Genomic DNA, 15,145 nt, shown 5'->3' with positions numbered 1-15,145 from the left:
GAATTCCCATCTGGAATTCAGATCCTCTATTTATTAAGGTTCTATACTTTTTCCTGTTAATAGATTACCACTCTGGCAATCCATCAACAGGAAAAAGTATAGAACCGGTTTTATTATGTTTTCAAAAAAAATAAAATTACAGGCTATTCTAGAATTAGCACAGGGCCTTCCACCAAGCTATATCAATAAAAAGTACGGAATTAAAGGGTCTGCGACTATATATGAGTGGAAACGTCATTTTAATCAGTTTGGTGTGGAGAGTTTCCAAGACAAACAGACCAAGACTTACTTTGATTATTCGTTTAAAATGAAAGTAATTAAATGGCGTTTCAATCAAAGAGCCTCTTATCCTGAAACTGCGAAGCAGTTTAAAATCAAGCATCCAGCTGTAATCTGGCAATGGGAAAAAGCTTTTAAAGAAGGACGCCTCAATATTGATCAAAGGCGGTCGAAATTAATGTCCAATAAGGATGTAGAAAAGAAATCTAAAGAACAGCTAGAAGAAGAAAATCGTGTGTTAAGGGTTCGGGTGGCTTATCTGGAAAAATTACACGCCTTGGCTCAGAAGAAGAAAGACTTACAAACCAAGAAAAAGCGCAAATAGTTACTGAGCTGAGGCGAGAATTAAACGAACAACTAAGCTTTATCCTCAAAGTTATTAATATGGCTAGTAGTAGCTTTCACTACGCCCTTGGGCGTAAAGATGACTCTAAATATCCGCACAAATTAGTAGCTGAAATTCTCCAGATTAGCTTGGATAATCCTGACTTTGGCTATCGCACTGTAACTGCCGAATTAAAAAATAGAGGCAAGAGAATTAATCATAAGGTCGTACTCAAAATCATGAAGCAGAACAACGTTCTCTGTCATGCCTTTGATAGGAAAACCAGGAAGTATAACTCATATAGAGGAACTGTGGGCAAACTAGCTAAGAATAAATTAAAGCGTAGATTCAATACGAATCGACCTTATCAAAAAGTAGTCACCGATGTTACTGAATTAAGATGGGGAACCGGTTCCACTAATGAACGAGCTTACTTCACCGCTTTTGTGGATTTATTTAGTAATGAGATATTGTCTTGGAACTTTGGGCTTAGCCCAAATGTGGATTTTGTTACAACTCCATTGAAAGATTTAATCAAATCAAAGCCACAACTACCATATAAGATGCTGATTCATTCAGATCAGGGATTTCAATATCAGAATCGTAGCTATGTTTCAAAGCTAAAAGAAAACCACATCATCCAAAGTATGAGTCGCAAAGCGACATGCCTGGATAATGCCGTTGTTGAAAGTTTTTTCCATATTCTAAAAGTTGGAACAGTGCATAATAATCATTATGCCTCTTACGAAGAGCTTAAAATCGGCATTACCAAATATGTGGACTATTACAACAATAAGAGAATTAGAACAAAATTGGCTGGAAAGACCCCGGTTCAATACCGAAATCTTTCCAACCAATTCAGTGCTTAAAATTAACTCCAATATTTGGGGTTCACTTCAAACTAGTCCTTTTTTCTCAATTGATGATTTGGAAAAAATAAAAGATCAAATGGTGCTTTCCTTTATTACAAGATGCACAGGGACTTCAATCACGCCTGATTGGGCTTCTTTGCTAGTTGTATTACTAATCAAATTCAGCAAGCTATCGCAAGCTTTTTTTGCAAGAATATCAGTGTTCTGCACAATCGTGGTAATCTTTGGTGAGGAAACGTCTGAAAAATAAGTTCCATCGAAGCCAATGACACTGAGTTGATTCGGAACTTTTATTCCAAGTTCATTTGCGGATTTGATCACCATATAAGCAACGTGATCGTTAATACCAAACACACCAGGAACTCCAGGTGAGCTGATCGCATTTTTAATGAATTGATTTAATTCCATGTTTCTAGCAATAAAATTATCGGAAGTGATGTTTAAAGATAATATCCGCGAATCGATATTTTTAATTTTAGCTTTCCTTAAAGCGTCCTTAAACGCACGAACACGTGCCAAAGTTGATGATGACTTTGTTTTCGTCATGACTAAGAAAGGACTCAGATTTTGCTTTAGCAGAAAGTTAGTTGCTAAAAGACCACCCTCATAGTGAGCCGAAGAAATGATTAATCGATTTTTATTATCAGGTTCTCGATCTATATAAATTGTAGGAATTAAATTTTGTGAAACGAGAGATTCCCCGCTAATATTACTGGAAATGATAATGAGGCCATCAACTCGGTGTTCCATTAGCATCTGCAGATAAGCTTTTTCCCGAACTGAGCTACGTTCTGTATTACAAATGATACTCGAAAAATTGCTTTCGAATAGTAGACTCTCACATTTTTTCACGATGGCAGCATAAAATTCATTGGTAATATCTGGTACTAAGATGCCAACGGAATGGGACATGTGCGACCGAAGGCTAACGGCTAATTTATTGGGGCCATAACCAAGTTCCTTAATCACTTTGTTAACTTTTTCTTGAGTTTCTTTCGAGAATCTACCGGTATTATTGATGATTCTGGAAACCGTGGCGACAGAAACCCCACTTATTCTAGCAACATCTTTGATTGAAATATTTTTTTTAAAATTTCCCATATGTGATCCATCCTTAATGTAAGCGTTGACATTCCTGAAAAGAAGGTGTTTAATTGACCTTGAAATACTGCGTAAACGTTACCGCATCTGGAGACGGTTTCATCAGATAATTATCAATTGCTGTATATTTTTGAAAGCCTCACGTTTAGTATACTCGTTGCGGTAACGTTTACGCAAATAAAAATGGAAGGTGTTATTATGTCTAAATTCAAAATTGCTGTATATGCTGACGGCGCATCCGTTGATGGAATGCTAGAAGCACGAGATAAATGGGATGTGGCTGGCTTCACCACCAATCCTTCGTTAATGAAAAAGGCTGGAATTACGGACTATGTTCAATTTGCAAAAGATGCACTAGCAGCTGTAAATGGCTTGCCGCTGTCATTCGAAGTATTCTCTGATGATTTTGAAGTGATGGAGGAAGAGGCTAAAAAGCTAGCCAAACTGGGGGACAATGTTTTTGTGAAGATACCAATAACGAACAGTAAGGGCGAGTCATCAATTCCGCTAATCGAGAAGTTATCAAAAAGTGGTGTTCAAATAAATATTACGGCAATTTTGACGATAGAGCAGGTGGCTTCGGTCGTGAAAGTACTGCAACAAGGCACGCATAATATTATCTCTGTATTTGCAGGTCGTGTTGCTGATACAGGAATTGATCCTATTCCACTCATGAAACAAGCCGTGGCTCTTACAACTCAAACGCCTGAAGCCGAATTACTTTGGGCCAGTTGTCGAGAGGTTCTCAATATTTTTCAGGCACAAGAAATTGGTGTCGATATTATTACAGTTACAAATGCAGTCCTTAAAAAGTTATCAATGGTCGGGAAGGATCCTAAACAGCTATCGTTGGAAACGGTTCAAGGATTCCACAATGATGTTGAAGCTTTAGGATTTTCAATTCTTTAATAAAAGGGGGGTTACTAATGTTATTATCTGCAATTTTGGTAGGATTACTTGCACTAATTTCTCAATGGTGGTTCTTTGCACCTATTACAAGATGTATGACCTATCCGTTAACAACGGGTGTGTTAGTTGGTATATTTATGGGACATCCGATGTTAGGAATGCTCGCTGGTGCCAATATTCAGCTAGTTTACCTAGGCTGGATTAATGCTGGTGGTGTCATGCCTAGTAATACAATGGTTGCCGGTATATACGGAACTGCACTGACTATTTTATCAGGTGCCAAGCCAGCCTTAGCAGTTACTTTTGCAATTCCATTTAGCTTACTTGGATTATTAATGGTTCAAATCTATCAAACACTTAATTCGTTCTGGGTTCACCGTGCTGATAAGGCACTCGAGAACGGAAATGTTAAAGCAATTCGCTGGCTCAATTATTTGCCATCATTCATAGTCGCACTGGTTGTTTACGGAATTCCAGCGTTTTGCTTAGTCTTGTTTGGTAAGAGTTGGGCAACTGCCTTAATTGATGCAATTCCGCAAAACCTAACAACGGCACTAGAAGTTGTCGGTGGTTTGATGCCTGCATTAGGTATTGCAATGTTGCTCAATTATCTGGGCAAACGAAGTCTCAATGCATTTTTCATTATTGGATTTTTCTTAGCCGTTTATCTGAAACTAGATATCATGGCAATCGCCATTTTCTCAGCTGCCATCGCATTCTTGATCTTTGTTAGTCAAACAAATCATAAGAATAGTGAAGAAAAGCCAAAGACTAAGAAGGTTCGTCGATTAACATTAGATAACCGAACGGGCGAGACAGATAGCGTTAGTCAATCCACTGCAACGGTAGACACGGCTGAAGCAACGATTGATCCCGCCGACTATCAGCACAAGTTGAGCAAGGGCGATCTCGTTAAAACGTGGCTTTGGGAGCAATCCGATGAAGCTGCCTACAATTACGAGCGGTTACAAGCGCTGGGTCTCACAAACATGATGATTCATCCAATTCGTAAACTTTATAAGGATCCACAGAGACAAGCTGAAGAGTTGAAGAAATACATGGTCTTCTTTAACACTGAGCCACACATGGTTGGGCCAATCATTCATGGTGTTGCTCTTTCAATGGAAGAAGCAAGAGCAAATGATCAAGATGTTTCTGCTGATGATATCAATGGTGTCCGTACAGGTCTTATGGGACCAGCAGCTGGAATTGGCGATACCGTTCAACAAGGTATTTTCTTCCCAATTTTAGCTAGTGTCGGGGCTTCTATGGCGTTGGCAGGTAACTATTTAGGACCAGTTCTATTTACTGTCATTTTTGAACTAGTGATCTATGTGATTGGGTATCTACTCTTTATGTATGGTTATAGAAAAGGTAAGAGCTCAGTTGTTACTATTTTAAAGAATGGTGTTATTGATAAGGTGACGAATGCCTTTAGTATTGTTGGCTTGATGGTTGTTGGTGCCATGGCAGCTACTAGAGTCGCAGTTAAGACACCATTAGTTTGGGAAATTGGCAAGAGTACAATGAAACTACAGTCAATCCTGAACACATTAGCGCCAGGTCTCATTCCTTTGGGTGTAACATTACTAATATGGTGGCTCGTTGCTAAAAAAGTAAACCCAACATGGATTATAATCGGAATCTTTATTATTGGGATCCTGTTCTCCTACTTAAACATCTTAGGAATCGTTAAGTAGTCAGGCAGCATAGATTGGAAGGTACAGTATGGTTAATATATTACTATTAAGTCACGGACCATTTTGTGAAGGGCTATTAGCTAGTCTGGAAATGATTGCTGGTCCACAAAAGAATATTCAGGCGTTGCAACTTCACGCAGGGCAGTCTCCTGATGATTATCGCGATAAGGTTGATGAAGCACTGGTAGCATTAAGGGGCGAAACGATGGTCTTTATTGATCTAAAAGGTGGAACACCCTATAATACTGCCGGATTCCTAAAGAGCAAGTATTCATTTGACTTGATTACAGGGATGAATTTACCCATGCTCATCAGCGTGCTGACGATGAGGACAGAAGAATCATCGGTAGCGGAATTATCGAAGATTGCGTTGGATCCACTGAATGCAGGCATTGAATTAATTAATCTTTCAGAAAATGGAGGGAAAAAGCATGCAAAACTTAGTCTTAACAAGGATTGATGATCGACTTATTCACGGACAAATCATGACTGCTTGGAGTCGTGTGACACACGCTGAACAAGTTTTAGTCATCGATGATGGCGTTGCAAAAGATGACTTTATGATCAATGTTTTGGAGAATGCGATTCCTGAAAATATGGCGATTGGTGTCTTTAATAAAGAAGACGCCGTGAAATTTTTGTCACAGCCATTGGAGGCGCCAACCATTATCTTAGTGAAGGTGCCCCAAACACTCGAGTATTTGGTGGATAATGGCATAGATATTGGCGAAATCAATTTGGGTGGTATGGGCGCAAAGGATGATCGCGAACGAATTTACCATACTATTTCAACAAACACAGAGGAAAATGAATCTTTCAAGCATCTCATTGATAAAAGCGTCCATGTCTTTATTCAAATTATGCCGCAAAATGACAAGGTTGAGATGAAGGATTTGTTGGAAGGTAAATAACGAATCTGTTTTAGAATAAAATTGAATCGTATAAGTACTATACTTTCGTTTTCTTTAAGAAATTTTAAATGAAAGTAGTCTTGAAATTACTATATATTTTCTAGAATGGCATACCTCCGAAAATCATTCGGAGATATGCCATTTACTGATTTTTGCTTTTATCAGTTGTGATGCTAGATAGTTCAACGTTCAAGTATGATGTCAAGTAGTGGTGCATATTAACTAACCCATTTGTGTAGGTATTCAGCACTTATTACCACCAATTAATTTATCCCCACCTTCACCCCCCCTTGACCTACCACCCACAATCCTCTTTAATTAGAAATAATCAGATTGTTTTCACTAAGAATCTAGGGGGATTCACATGAGCGATAAGCGGACGAACCAAACGCAACAATTAATCTACGAGGCATTACTGACCTATATGCAAAATGGGGCTTCTTTTCAAGGCTTGACGGTCACTGATATTGCTGAAGCGGCACATATTTCGCGCCAAACCTTTTATAACCATTATGCAAATTTAGAAAGCATCATTTTAATTCCCGTCCAAGGGTACGTGGATAATTTCTTTGAGCAATTTGCAAAAGCACCCGATTTCAACGGCGAAAGATTGGTCACCACGCTTTATCAGGGATGGTTAGGGCACATGGATTTATTTCGACTTTTAATTTGGGCAAAGTTGGACAATGAGTTTATGACAATTTTACGTGATTTTAACATTAGGATCATGCAACTTAGCCACACTTCGAAAATAAATGCGCCACTCATCTCCAGCACCTTAGCTGGGGCTACTTTTAGTTTCTTGAAATTTACCCTAATTGACGAATACAAAAAATGGCCAGAAAAGGAGGCTATCAGCACTTTTCTGACCATCACAAATTATGGACGAGATTTATTTAATTAAACTTCAGCAATCTTCAGAATTGGTTTGACGACCTTGCCATTCGAGGAATCTTCCATCGCTTGATTGATGTCATCGAAATCATAGAATTTAACGAGTTTATCAAATGGGAATAGTCCCTGTTTGTATAAATTGATTAAACGGGGGATGTAAATCTTTGGAAGTGAGTCTCCCTGAAGAACACCTTTGACCGTTTTGGCGGGAACCAAGAAATCCATTGCCATGTTGAATTTGCCTTCAATAGCGCCACCAACAATGGCAACTTCGCCATGGATTCCAACTGAACGAACAGCTTGTTCAGCCAAACCGTTGACGCCAGCTGAAACGACACCATATTCGACGCCACCTTTGGCAATCTTTTGAACTTCGGTTGGCACATCCGGAATATTTTTACTATTAATTACGTGAGTTGCGCCAAGTTCTTTAGCCATTTCCAAACGACTATCAAACACATCAACGGCGATGATTGGATCACAGTGAGCTACTTTGGCACCCATGATGGCTGCTAAGCCAACTGTACCTGTACCAAAGATGATGATTCCTTCACCCGGAGCAGGTTTTAAGGAATTCAAAACTGTGCCAGATCCAGTTTGCAGGCCACATCCTAATGGTCCAAGAATTGTTAAATCGACATCCTTATCTACTTTAACAACGTTCCGGTCTAAAGCTTTCATATGGTCGCCAAATGAGGAAGCTTGGAAGAAGGAGCTAAGTGGTTTGCCCTCTAGTGAATAGCGGGTACCGCCATCCATATCCTTACCTTCGAAATTAAGCTCATTCATCCGTTCGCAGGCATATGGGCGACCCTCAACACATTGTTTACAGGTGCCACAACTCGCATACGAAACAACGACGTGATCGCCGGGAACGAATTCATCGACATCACTACCAACTTTTTCAACAATCCCAGAACCCTCATGACCCATAATCATTGGAATAGGGGCGTATCCAGTAGGTCCTCCGTGGGTTTCAGAAATATCCGCGCCACAAATACCACTACCAACTGTTTTGATTAAAACTTCGTGTCCGTTTAAATGATCATCTAAATCCACCGTCTTCATAACCAGTGGATCATCTTGAACGAGTGAAACTGCTGCTTTAATTTTCATAGTTATCCCTCACTTTGATAAATTATTCACAGGTATATTATATGAAAGATTTAAGTGAAGTTACTGGACAGATTGGGGGATTTGTAAACGATTTCAAAATCGAATCTCAGGTTTGAAACTGAATATGGCAATACTAATGCAGATTACTGAGTAACGTAGATAATGTCTTCTCAATAACTAATATCTCTCATGAAAAACGGACCAATTCAGGAAGAATTGATCCGTTTTTAGTATTTGAGGATTACATATTTGTAAATCCTGCGTCAACTGCAAGTGTTGTTCCTGTCACATATGATGCCATATCTGAAGCAAGATATAGACTACCTTGAGCAATCTCACGTGGATCACCAAATCGTCCGAGTTCGCTTAGTGCATTTGCCAATTCTTTAGGATCTTGACCAGTTAGTTTCAAAGAGTCGTGCAGCATTGGCGTATCAATCGCCCCGGGTGCTAAACTATTAACTCTAATGTTGTACTTTCCGTTCTCTAGAGCAGCAACCTTGGTCATGCCACGAACGCCGTGCTTGGCTGCGACATAAATTAGATTATTTGGTTGTGGTCGGAAGCCAGATACAGAGGAAATATTAACAATTGATCCACCGTTTCCTTGCTTAATCATCTGCTGAAGCTCGTACTTCAAGCAGAGAGCAGTTCCCTTAAGGTCAACAGCAATTAACTTATCCCAATAGTCTTCGTCAAATTCTGTAACGGGTGCATTGTCAGGCATTAGAGCGGCATTATTTATTGCTACATCTAATTTTCCATAAGTATCAACTGTTGACTTTATGAGTGCTTGTACTTGTTTACTATCTGAAATATTTGTATGAACGTAAGTGGCCGTATTTCCAGCTGCGTTGATTTCATCAGCAACTTTTTGGCCTAAATCGTCGTCTAAATCTGCGACAATTACTTTTGCTTTTGCTTCAGCAAAGAGTTTTGCGGTAGCTTCTCCCATACCTTTTGCAGCACCAGTAATAATAGCAACTTTGTCTTCTAATAAAGGAAATGTTTTCATGTAAACGCCTCCATACGGTTTATTAAAGCTCAGTCTATCACAAAAAATAGGAATAACATATTTTAAAACTAAGTTGACATATTTTTGACCACATTTTTAGTTCTAAAGTTGCATTCAAATCTGTGAACGCTTCAAATCAGCTCCATATCATGCTAATATTACCTATATATAAACACTATCGTTGTCAGTGAAAATAAGCTTACCAACATAATGAGATTATTTGAGGAGTATGGGGAAATGGCAAATGATTACGAATCCGAAGAACAATTAGAAATTAAATTCATACGCCGTTTGAACGCTATTGGCTACAAGACGGTCAATATTCGCGACGAAAATTCATTGATTTTGCATTTTAGAGAAGTGCTCAATCAACGAAACAGCAAAAACTTGAATGGTGAAGCGCTCACTGATTCTGAATTTAACCGGGTTATTAATGAAATGGTGGGCTCAAGAACACTATACGAAATTGCCGAAGAGCTGCGCGGTTCAGATGTGCAGCCTTACGGTAAAATCAATATTCAACGAGACGATAACTCTACCTTGTATTTAGAAATATTTGATGGTCATGATTGGGAAAACAACATTTATGAAGTAACCCATCAAATAACAATAATAGGCGCTCACGAAAATAGATATGATGTGACTGTTTTGATTAATGGATTGCCAGTGGTCCAAGTGGAACTTAAACGTCGTGGTGTTGATTTTACGCAAGCCTTCCACCAGATTATTCGCTATCGTGATGAATCATTTAGAAATCTATTTCGATTCGTTCAACTTTTTGTTGTTTCAAATGGCGGAAATACGCGTTATTTCGCCAATGGAGACGGGAAATTAAATTCTAATTTTATGTTCTATTGGACGGATGAAAAGAATAATTGGTTAAATGATATCGATGCATTTACGGCGTCATTCTTTGAACCAAGAAGATTACATAGTTTAATTGCGAAATATACAATTTTTGATCATTCAAATGGGCGAATGCTCATTATGCGCCCTTATCAAGTTTATGCGGCAGAAGCAATTTTGGAACAAGCACAGACGCATCCAGATGAAAATGGTTATATTTGGCATACGACTGGATCAGGTAAGACAATTACCTCGTTCAAATCGAGTCAACTATTGGCCCGAAATACTGACGCAACCAAAGTCATCTTTATGATTGACCGTACGGATTTAGACCTGCAAACAGCTAAGAATTTTAACTCATATTTACCAAGATCAGTCAGCAATGAACCAGCTTTAGATCGTACTAATAATACGTACAGTTTGGTTAAGCAATTGAAGTCGAATGACTCACAATTAATCATTACGACCATTCAAAAATTAAATAATGCGGTCACTGGTGATAGGTATAAAAATGTCTTAACGCCTTACCATGATAAACGCGTAATCTTCATTGAAGATGAAGCTCATCGAAGTCAGTTTGGCGAAATGCGTAAAAATATTAATCAATGGTTTAAAAATGCTGAACATTTTGGCTTTACTGGAACGCCTATATTTGCTGAGAATGTGGGCGCTGATGGGCGCACAACTAAAACCCTATACGATAAAGAACTTCATCAATATTTGATTAAAGATGCGATTCGGGACGGAAATGTGCTTGGATTCAGCATTCAGTATATCAGCACGTTTAAGGGGAAAGCGATTCAGGCTGACGATGAGAAGGTTCCTGGAATTGATACCAGGGAAGTCTTTGAAAGTGAAGACCGACTGAAACTAATTGTGCAGCATATTTTACTGAATCATGATCAAATTACAAAAAAACGAAAGTATAATGCTATCTTGACGGTTCCTGACACTAAGTTTGCATTACAGTATTACGAGCTCTTTCGTGAGCTGGACCCTGAACATCGGCTTAAAGTAACGACAATTTTTACTTGGCAACCAAATGAAGATGATGCTGAAGAGAAGCAGGACAAAGACATTACCAGCTCGCGCCGTGGGTTAGATAAAGTAGTAGATGACTATAACGATACCTATGGAACCTCATTTAGTACGGACCACTTCTCAGATTATTTTGCAGATGTTTCCAAACGAATGAAGGAACACAGCGATCAAACACCAGATGAAAATATTGATGTTTTAATTGTTGTTAATATGTTCTTGACCGGTTTTGATTCACCAAAATTATCGACCCTCTACGTTGATAAGAAACTAAGATATCAAGGCCTTATTCAAGCTTTCTCGCGGACTAATCGGATTGAAAAAGAAACGAAGCCATTTGGAAATATCGTTTCTTATAGAAATAATAAAGAAGCAACTGATGAGGCTGTTAAGCTATTCTCGGCTGGCTCAAAAGAAAAGTTCTTTGTGCCAAGCTATGATGAACTGGCGGGGCAGTACGCGGATGCGATAAGCGATCTTCATGAAATAACGCCTAAACCAGCAGATGTGGATCAGCTATTCAATCTTGGGGATGACGCGTTGGAGAAATTTGTCCTAGCGTTTAGAGAAGTGCTGCGGGTTCAAAATAAGATTCAAGTTTATGATGAATTTAAGTGGGAAAATTTTGCAAAAGTCTTTACTCAACAGGACATGGAATCATATCGAGGTAAATACTATGATGCTTATCATCATATTGAAGATAAGCATGATAAAGGAGACAATGCTTCAATTTTAGATGATATTGACTTTGAGATTACGTTACTTGAAACAGATAAGATTGATGTGCAATACATTGTTAACTTAATTAAAACAATCAACTTAGATTCAAAGGCTAATACGGATGCAGATAGAAACAAAATTAAACGTTTGTTGGGAAATGCAGATGGTCCTGAGCTGAAATCTAAGGCTGATCTTTTAGCAGCATTCTTGGATGAGGTAGTACCAACGCTTTCTTCGGATGCTAATGTTGGTACTGAATTAAACAAGTATCTTGCTAAAAAGCGTACCGAGGAAATTTATAAGTTTGCTGAAGAGAACAATGTGCCAAGCAACTTTGTAAACGAGCAAATGGAGAACTACAATTTTTACGGTCACACAAACTCGAAAGAAGTAACTAACGTCTTGAATGACGCTGGTTATGGATTTAAGGAAAAAATTAATTTAAAACAAAAAATAAAATCATTCGTACTCGATACAATTGATCGGTTTACGATGGCCTAAAGTGGGGAACTAATGAATGTCTGAATCAAATAATGCACAAACGCAACAAGCTGATCTACAAAAGCAGCTTTGGTCAATTGCTAATGATCTACGGGGAAACATGGATGCAAGCGAATTTAGAAACTATATACTTGGTTTAATCTTTTATCGGTTCCTATCTGATCGAGTTCAAAGCTACGCAAACTCCCTATTGGAGAATGATAATTTAACTTTTGCACAGGCATATGCTGATGAAAGTTTGAAAGCTGATCTAGAAAAAGAAGTGACACAAACAATTGGGTTCTTCATAGAGCCTAAGTTTCTTTTTAGTACGTTAATTGAGGCCATCAAGGCTGGAAACTTTGATATTGAACAGTTGCAAACCGCCGTAAATGAAGTTCAAAATTCAACTATTGGTTACGAATCTGAGGACGATTTCCGCGGCTTGTTTGAAGACATGGATTTATCGTCATCGCGATTAGGTAATACGGTTGCCAAACGTAGTGAGTTGATGGCGAAAGTCATGCTTAACTTAGCAGATATCCCGTTTTCAGATGATGACATGGAAATTGATGTTTTGGGGGATGCGTATGAATATTTGATTTCTCAATTTGCTGCTTCTGCTGGCAAAAAGGCTGGAGAATTCTACACCCCCCAACAAGTTTCAAAATTATTATCTAGATTAGTGACTTTGGGTCGGGATGAAATTCGCAGTGTTTATGATCCAACCATGGGATCCGGATCATTACTTCTTCGGGTTGGAGACTATACCAAAGTAGCTAACTACTACGGTCAAGAATTAAATGGAACTACCTATAACTTGGCTCGAATGAACATGTTGATGCATGGTGTTAGTTATACTCGATTTGATATGCAACAAGGGGACACTCTGGAAGATGACCGTTTTCCAGAAAAAATGTTTGATGCGGTGGTTGCTAACCCGCCTTATTCCGCTAACTGGAATCCAGACGGTAAGCTGGATGATGAACGCTTTAGAAAGTATGGCAAAACGGCGCCTAAATCTAAGGCCGACTTTGCCTTTGTTGAGCATATGCTTTATCACTTGAATAACGATGGCTCAATGGCAGTTGTATTACCTCATGGTGTTCTATTCCGTGGCGCGGCTGAAGGCAAAATTCGCCAGTACATGATTGAAAATGATAATGTGCTTGATGCTGTTATCGGATTACCAGCAAACCTATTCTATGGGACTTCTATTCCTACAATCGTTCTGGTATTCAAAAAGAATCGTACTAACAGCGATGTTTTCTTTATTGATGCTTCGAACGATTTTGAAAAGGGCAAGAATCAGAATAATTTAACTGATCAGCAGACTGACAAAATTGTGGCTACATACAAAAAACGCGAAGATGTTGAAAAATATGCGCACAAAGCCGCTTTAGATGAAATCAAAGAGAATGAATTTAACTTAAACATTCCCCGTTATGTAGATACGTTTGAAGAAGAACCACCAGTAGATGTTGATAAATTAAGTGCAGATATGCAGAAAACTGACCAACAAATTGGACAGCTAGAGGCTGAGTTTAAAGGGATGCTGGCTGATTTAGTGAGCCCAGATGCTGACGCTCAACAGCAGCTTACGAAGTTGAAGGAGTTGTTCAAATAATGAATGATGAAAATCAGCCAAAAGTGAGATTTAAGGGTTTTACTGACCCTTGGGAACAGCGTAAGTTGGGAAAATACTTTTTAGAAAGGAATACAAGAGCTGCAATTGGTAATTTAATATCGGTAACCATAAACGATGGTGTTGTGGAAGCAAAATCGATCAAAAGAAAAGATAATTCCAGTAGGGATAAGTCAAATTATAAACAAGTTAAAATCAACGATATAGCATATAATTCCATGCGAATGTGGCAAGGCGCAAGCGGGGTCTCGCAATTCGACGGAATTCTAAGTCCAGCGTATACAGTACTAATTCCACAGGTTAACGTTGATTCTAGATTTTTTGGCTATAGTTTTAAAAGAAGAAAACAGTTGAATGTTTTTCAAAAATATTCTCAAGGATTAACTTCAGATACTTGGAACTTAAAGTATCCCCAGCTTAAACAAATTGATTTTTTTGCGCCAAGCGTTTCTGAGCAGAAAAAAATTAGCGAGCTACTTAATTCTTTTGATCACCTTATCGCTGCCAATCAGGATAAGCTTGATCAGCTAAAAGAAGTAAAAAAGCTACTTATGCTAAAGATTTTTGACCAACAATGGCGTTTTTCAGGATTTACTGACCCTTGGGAACAGCGTAAGCTGAGCGAGGTAACCGTAAGAGTTAAATCTTATTCATTATCAAGAAGTAATGAAACATATGAACAAACTGGAACTAAGTATATTCATTATGGAGATATTCATACAGGGGTAGCCCAAGATGTCAGAGATGAAAATAAATTGCCTAACATTATTCCTGGTGACTATGAACAACTACAGCAATTTGATATTATCGTTGCTGATGCTTCTGAAGATTATGAGGGTATTGCTGAGCCAGCGATTATTACTACAAATCCAATTAATCGAATTGTGTCTGGACTGCATACTATTGCCCTACGACCAGATAAAACTGATGGTCGATACATTTATTATTTATTAAAATCTAGAAAGTTTAAGCATTACGGATACAAAGTAGGAACTGGTATGAAAGTGTTTGGAATTACGTTTTCGAATTTAGGGAGATTTGCATTTTTCCTTCCTGATTATACAGAGCAAAAAGGGATCAGTAAAATATTACTAAATTTAGAAAACCTTATCGCTGCCAATCAGGATAAGGTAGATCAGCTAAAAGAAATGAAAAAATGGCTCATGCAAAATATGTTCGTTTAGTTTTAGATATATTTGAACCATTTACGCTGCTGATGAGTGAAATGCAATTTTTGGATTCTTATCAAGGGTAGAAAAAATATTAATCTGTATTCTTTAATTAGGAAGCTGTT

General features: G+C 38.3%; 13 protein-coding genes. 10 read left to right on the top strand and 3 right to left on the bottom strand.

Annotation, left to right across the window (positions count from 1 at the left end):
• Positions 1 to 115: 115 nt before the first annotated feature.
• Positions 116 to 604: a helix-turn-helix domain-containing protein gene (locus FGL90_RS03975; RefSeq protein ID WP_033445309.1), complete on the top strand. Its 489-nt coding sequence runs from the start codon at positions 116 to 118 to the stop codon at positions 602 to 604.
• Positions 547 to 1,473 (top strand): IS3 family transposase, encoded by a 927-nt coding sequence (locus FGL90_RS03970; RefSeq protein WP_147656976.1) that lies wholly within the window; start codon positions 547 to 549, stop codon positions 1,471 to 1,473. Before FGL90_RS03975 ends, FGL90_RS03970 begins: the two co-directional genes overlap by 58 nt.
• A 75-nt stretch (positions 1,474 to 1,548) precedes the next feature.
• Here the strand turns inward: FGL90_RS03970 and FGL90_RS03965 are convergent, their stop codons facing one another.
• A complete protein-coding gene (locus FGL90_RS03965) occupies positions 1,549 to 2,577 on the bottom strand; it encodes a LacI family DNA-binding transcriptional regulator (RefSeq protein ID WP_147656974.1) in 1,029 nt (342 codons plus the stop codon).
• A gap of 198 nt (positions 2,578 to 2,775) precedes the next feature.
• On the opposite strand from FGL90_RS03965, the gene FGL90_RS03960 reads away from it, so the two are divergent.
• From FGL90_RS03960 to FGL90_RS03940, 5 genes are all read left to right on the top strand, one after another.
• Complete coding sequence (locus FGL90_RS03960) at positions 2,776 to 3,486, top strand: transaldolase (protein ID WP_147656972.1); 711 nt, start codon at positions 2,776 to 2,778, stop codon at positions 3,484 to 3,486.
• A 17-nt stretch (positions 3,487 to 3,503) separates the two neighbouring features.
• On the top strand, positions 3,504 to 5,186 hold the full coding sequence (locus FGL90_RS03955; RefSeq protein WP_010619175.1) for a PTS system mannose/fructose/sorbose family transporter subunit IID: 1,683 nt from the start codon (positions 3,504 to 3,506) through the stop codon (positions 5,184 to 5,186).
• 28 nt (positions 5,187 to 5,214) lie between these two features.
• On the top strand, positions 5,215 to 5,646 hold the full coding sequence (locus FGL90_RS03950) for a PTS sugar transporter subunit IIA (RefSeq protein ID WP_010619176.1): 432 nt from the start codon (positions 5,215 to 5,217) through the stop codon (positions 5,644 to 5,646).
• Positions 5,618 to 6,097, top strand: coding sequence for a PTS system mannose/fructose/N-acetylgalactosamine-transporter subunit IIB (locus FGL90_RS03945; protein ID WP_010619177.1), 480 nt, complete (start codon positions 5,618 to 5,620; stop codon positions 6,095 to 6,097). Before FGL90_RS03950 ends, FGL90_RS03945 begins: the two co-directional genes overlap by 29 nt.
• 364 nt (positions 6,098 to 6,461) lie before the next feature.
• A complete protein-coding gene (locus tag FGL90_RS03940; protein ID WP_010619178.1) occupies positions 6,462 to 7,001 on the top strand; it encodes a TetR/AcrR family transcriptional regulator in 540 nt (179 codons plus the stop codon).
• Here the strand turns inward: FGL90_RS03940 and FGL90_RS03935 are convergent.
• Together FGL90_RS03935 and FGL90_RS03930 are read right to left on the bottom strand one after the other, a co-directional pair.
• Positions 6,998 to 8,107, bottom strand: a complete 1,110-nt coding sequence (locus FGL90_RS03935; RefSeq protein ID WP_147656970.1) for an NAD(P)-dependent alcohol dehydrogenase — start codon at positions 8,105 to 8,107, stop codon at positions 6,998 to 7,000. The genes FGL90_RS03940 and FGL90_RS03935 overlap by 4 nt on opposite strands.
• 241 nt (positions 8,108 to 8,348) lie before the next feature.
• Entirely contained in the window at positions 8,349 to 9,122 is a 774-nt protein-coding gene (locus tag FGL90_RS03930; RefSeq protein WP_147656968.1) for an SDR family NAD(P)-dependent oxidoreductase, read from the bottom strand.
• 237 nt (positions 9,123 to 9,359) lie between these two features.
• On the opposite strand from FGL90_RS03930, the gene FGL90_RS03925 reads away from it, so the two are divergent.
• From FGL90_RS03925 to FGL90_RS03915, 3 genes are read left to right on the top strand one after another with little or no spacing between them, the layout of a single operon-like run.
• Positions 9,360 to 12,227, top strand: a complete 2,868-nt coding sequence (locus FGL90_RS03925) for a type I restriction endonuclease subunit R (protein ID WP_147656966.1) — start codon at positions 9,360 to 9,362, stop codon at positions 12,225 to 12,227.
• 16 nt (positions 12,228 to 12,243) lie between these two features.
• The gene (locus tag FGL90_RS03920) at positions 12,244 to 13,833 is read left to right on the top strand and encodes a type I restriction-modification system subunit M (protein ID WP_147656964.1); all 1,590 of its coding nucleotides are present in this window, start codon (positions 12,244 to 12,246) and stop codon (positions 13,831 to 13,833) included.
• Positions 13,833 to 15,035 carry a restriction endonuclease subunit S gene (locus FGL90_RS03915; RefSeq protein WP_147656962.1) on the top strand — a complete coding sequence of 401 codons (1,203 nt, stop codon included), beginning with the start codon at positions 13,833 to 13,835 and terminating at the stop codon, positions 15,033 to 15,035. The genes FGL90_RS03920 and FGL90_RS03915 overlap by 1 nt, the downstream gene beginning before the upstream one ends.
• Positions 15,036 to 15,145: the final 110 nt, after the last annotated feature.

It is taken from the genome of Secundilactobacillus malefermentans (assembly GCF_008033155.1).
GTDB classification, from domain to species: Bacteria; Bacillota; Bacilli; order Lactobacillales; family Lactobacillaceae; genus Secundilactobacillus; species Secundilactobacillus malefermentans.
Note: the sequence above shows the minus strand (reverse complement) of the source record. Positions and strands in the feature narration are given on the sequence as shown.

Coding starts and splice junctions, on each gene's coding strand:
- FGL90_RS03975 (WP_033445309.1), top strand. CDS start 116: ATGTTTTCAAAAAAAATAAAATTACAGGCTATTCTAGAATTAGCACAG.
- FGL90_RS03965 (WP_147656974.1), bottom strand. CDS start 2,577: ATGGGAAATTTTAAAAAAAATATTTCAATCAAAGATGTTGCTAGAATA.
- FGL90_RS03930 (WP_147656968.1), bottom strand. CDS start 9,122: ATGAAAACATTTCCTTTATTAGAAGACAAAGTTGCTATTATTACTGGT.
- FGL90_RS03915 (WP_147656962.1), top strand. CDS start 13,833: ATGAATGATGAAAATCAGCCAAAAGTGAGATTTAAGGGTTTTACTGAC.
- FGL90_RS03960 (WP_147656972.1), top strand. CDS start 2,776: ATGTCTAAATTCAAAATTGCTGTATATGCTGACGGCGCATCCGTTGAT.
- FGL90_RS03935 (WP_147656970.1), bottom strand. CDS start 8,107: ATGAAAATTAAAGCAGCAGTTTCACTCGTTCAAGATGATCCACTGGTT.
- FGL90_RS03920 (WP_147656964.1), top strand. CDS start 12,244: ATGTCTGAATCAAATAATGCACAAACGCAACAAGCTGATCTACAAAAG.
- FGL90_RS03925 (WP_147656966.1), top strand. CDS start 9,360: ATGGCAAATGATTACGAATCCGAAGAACAATTAGAAATTAAATTCATA.
- FGL90_RS03940 (WP_010619178.1), top strand. CDS start 6,462: ATGAGCGATAAGCGGACGAACCAAACGCAACAATTAATCTACGAGGCA.
- FGL90_RS03955 (WP_010619175.1), top strand. CDS start 3,504: ATGTTATTATCTGCAATTTTGGTAGGATTACTTGCACTAATTTCTCAA.
- FGL90_RS03950 (WP_010619176.1), top strand. CDS start 5,215: ATGGTTAATATATTACTATTAAGTCACGGACCATTTTGTGAAGGGCTA.
- FGL90_RS03945 (WP_010619177.1), top strand. CDS start 5,618: ATGCAAAACTTAGTCTTAACAAGGATTGATGATCGACTTATTCACGGA.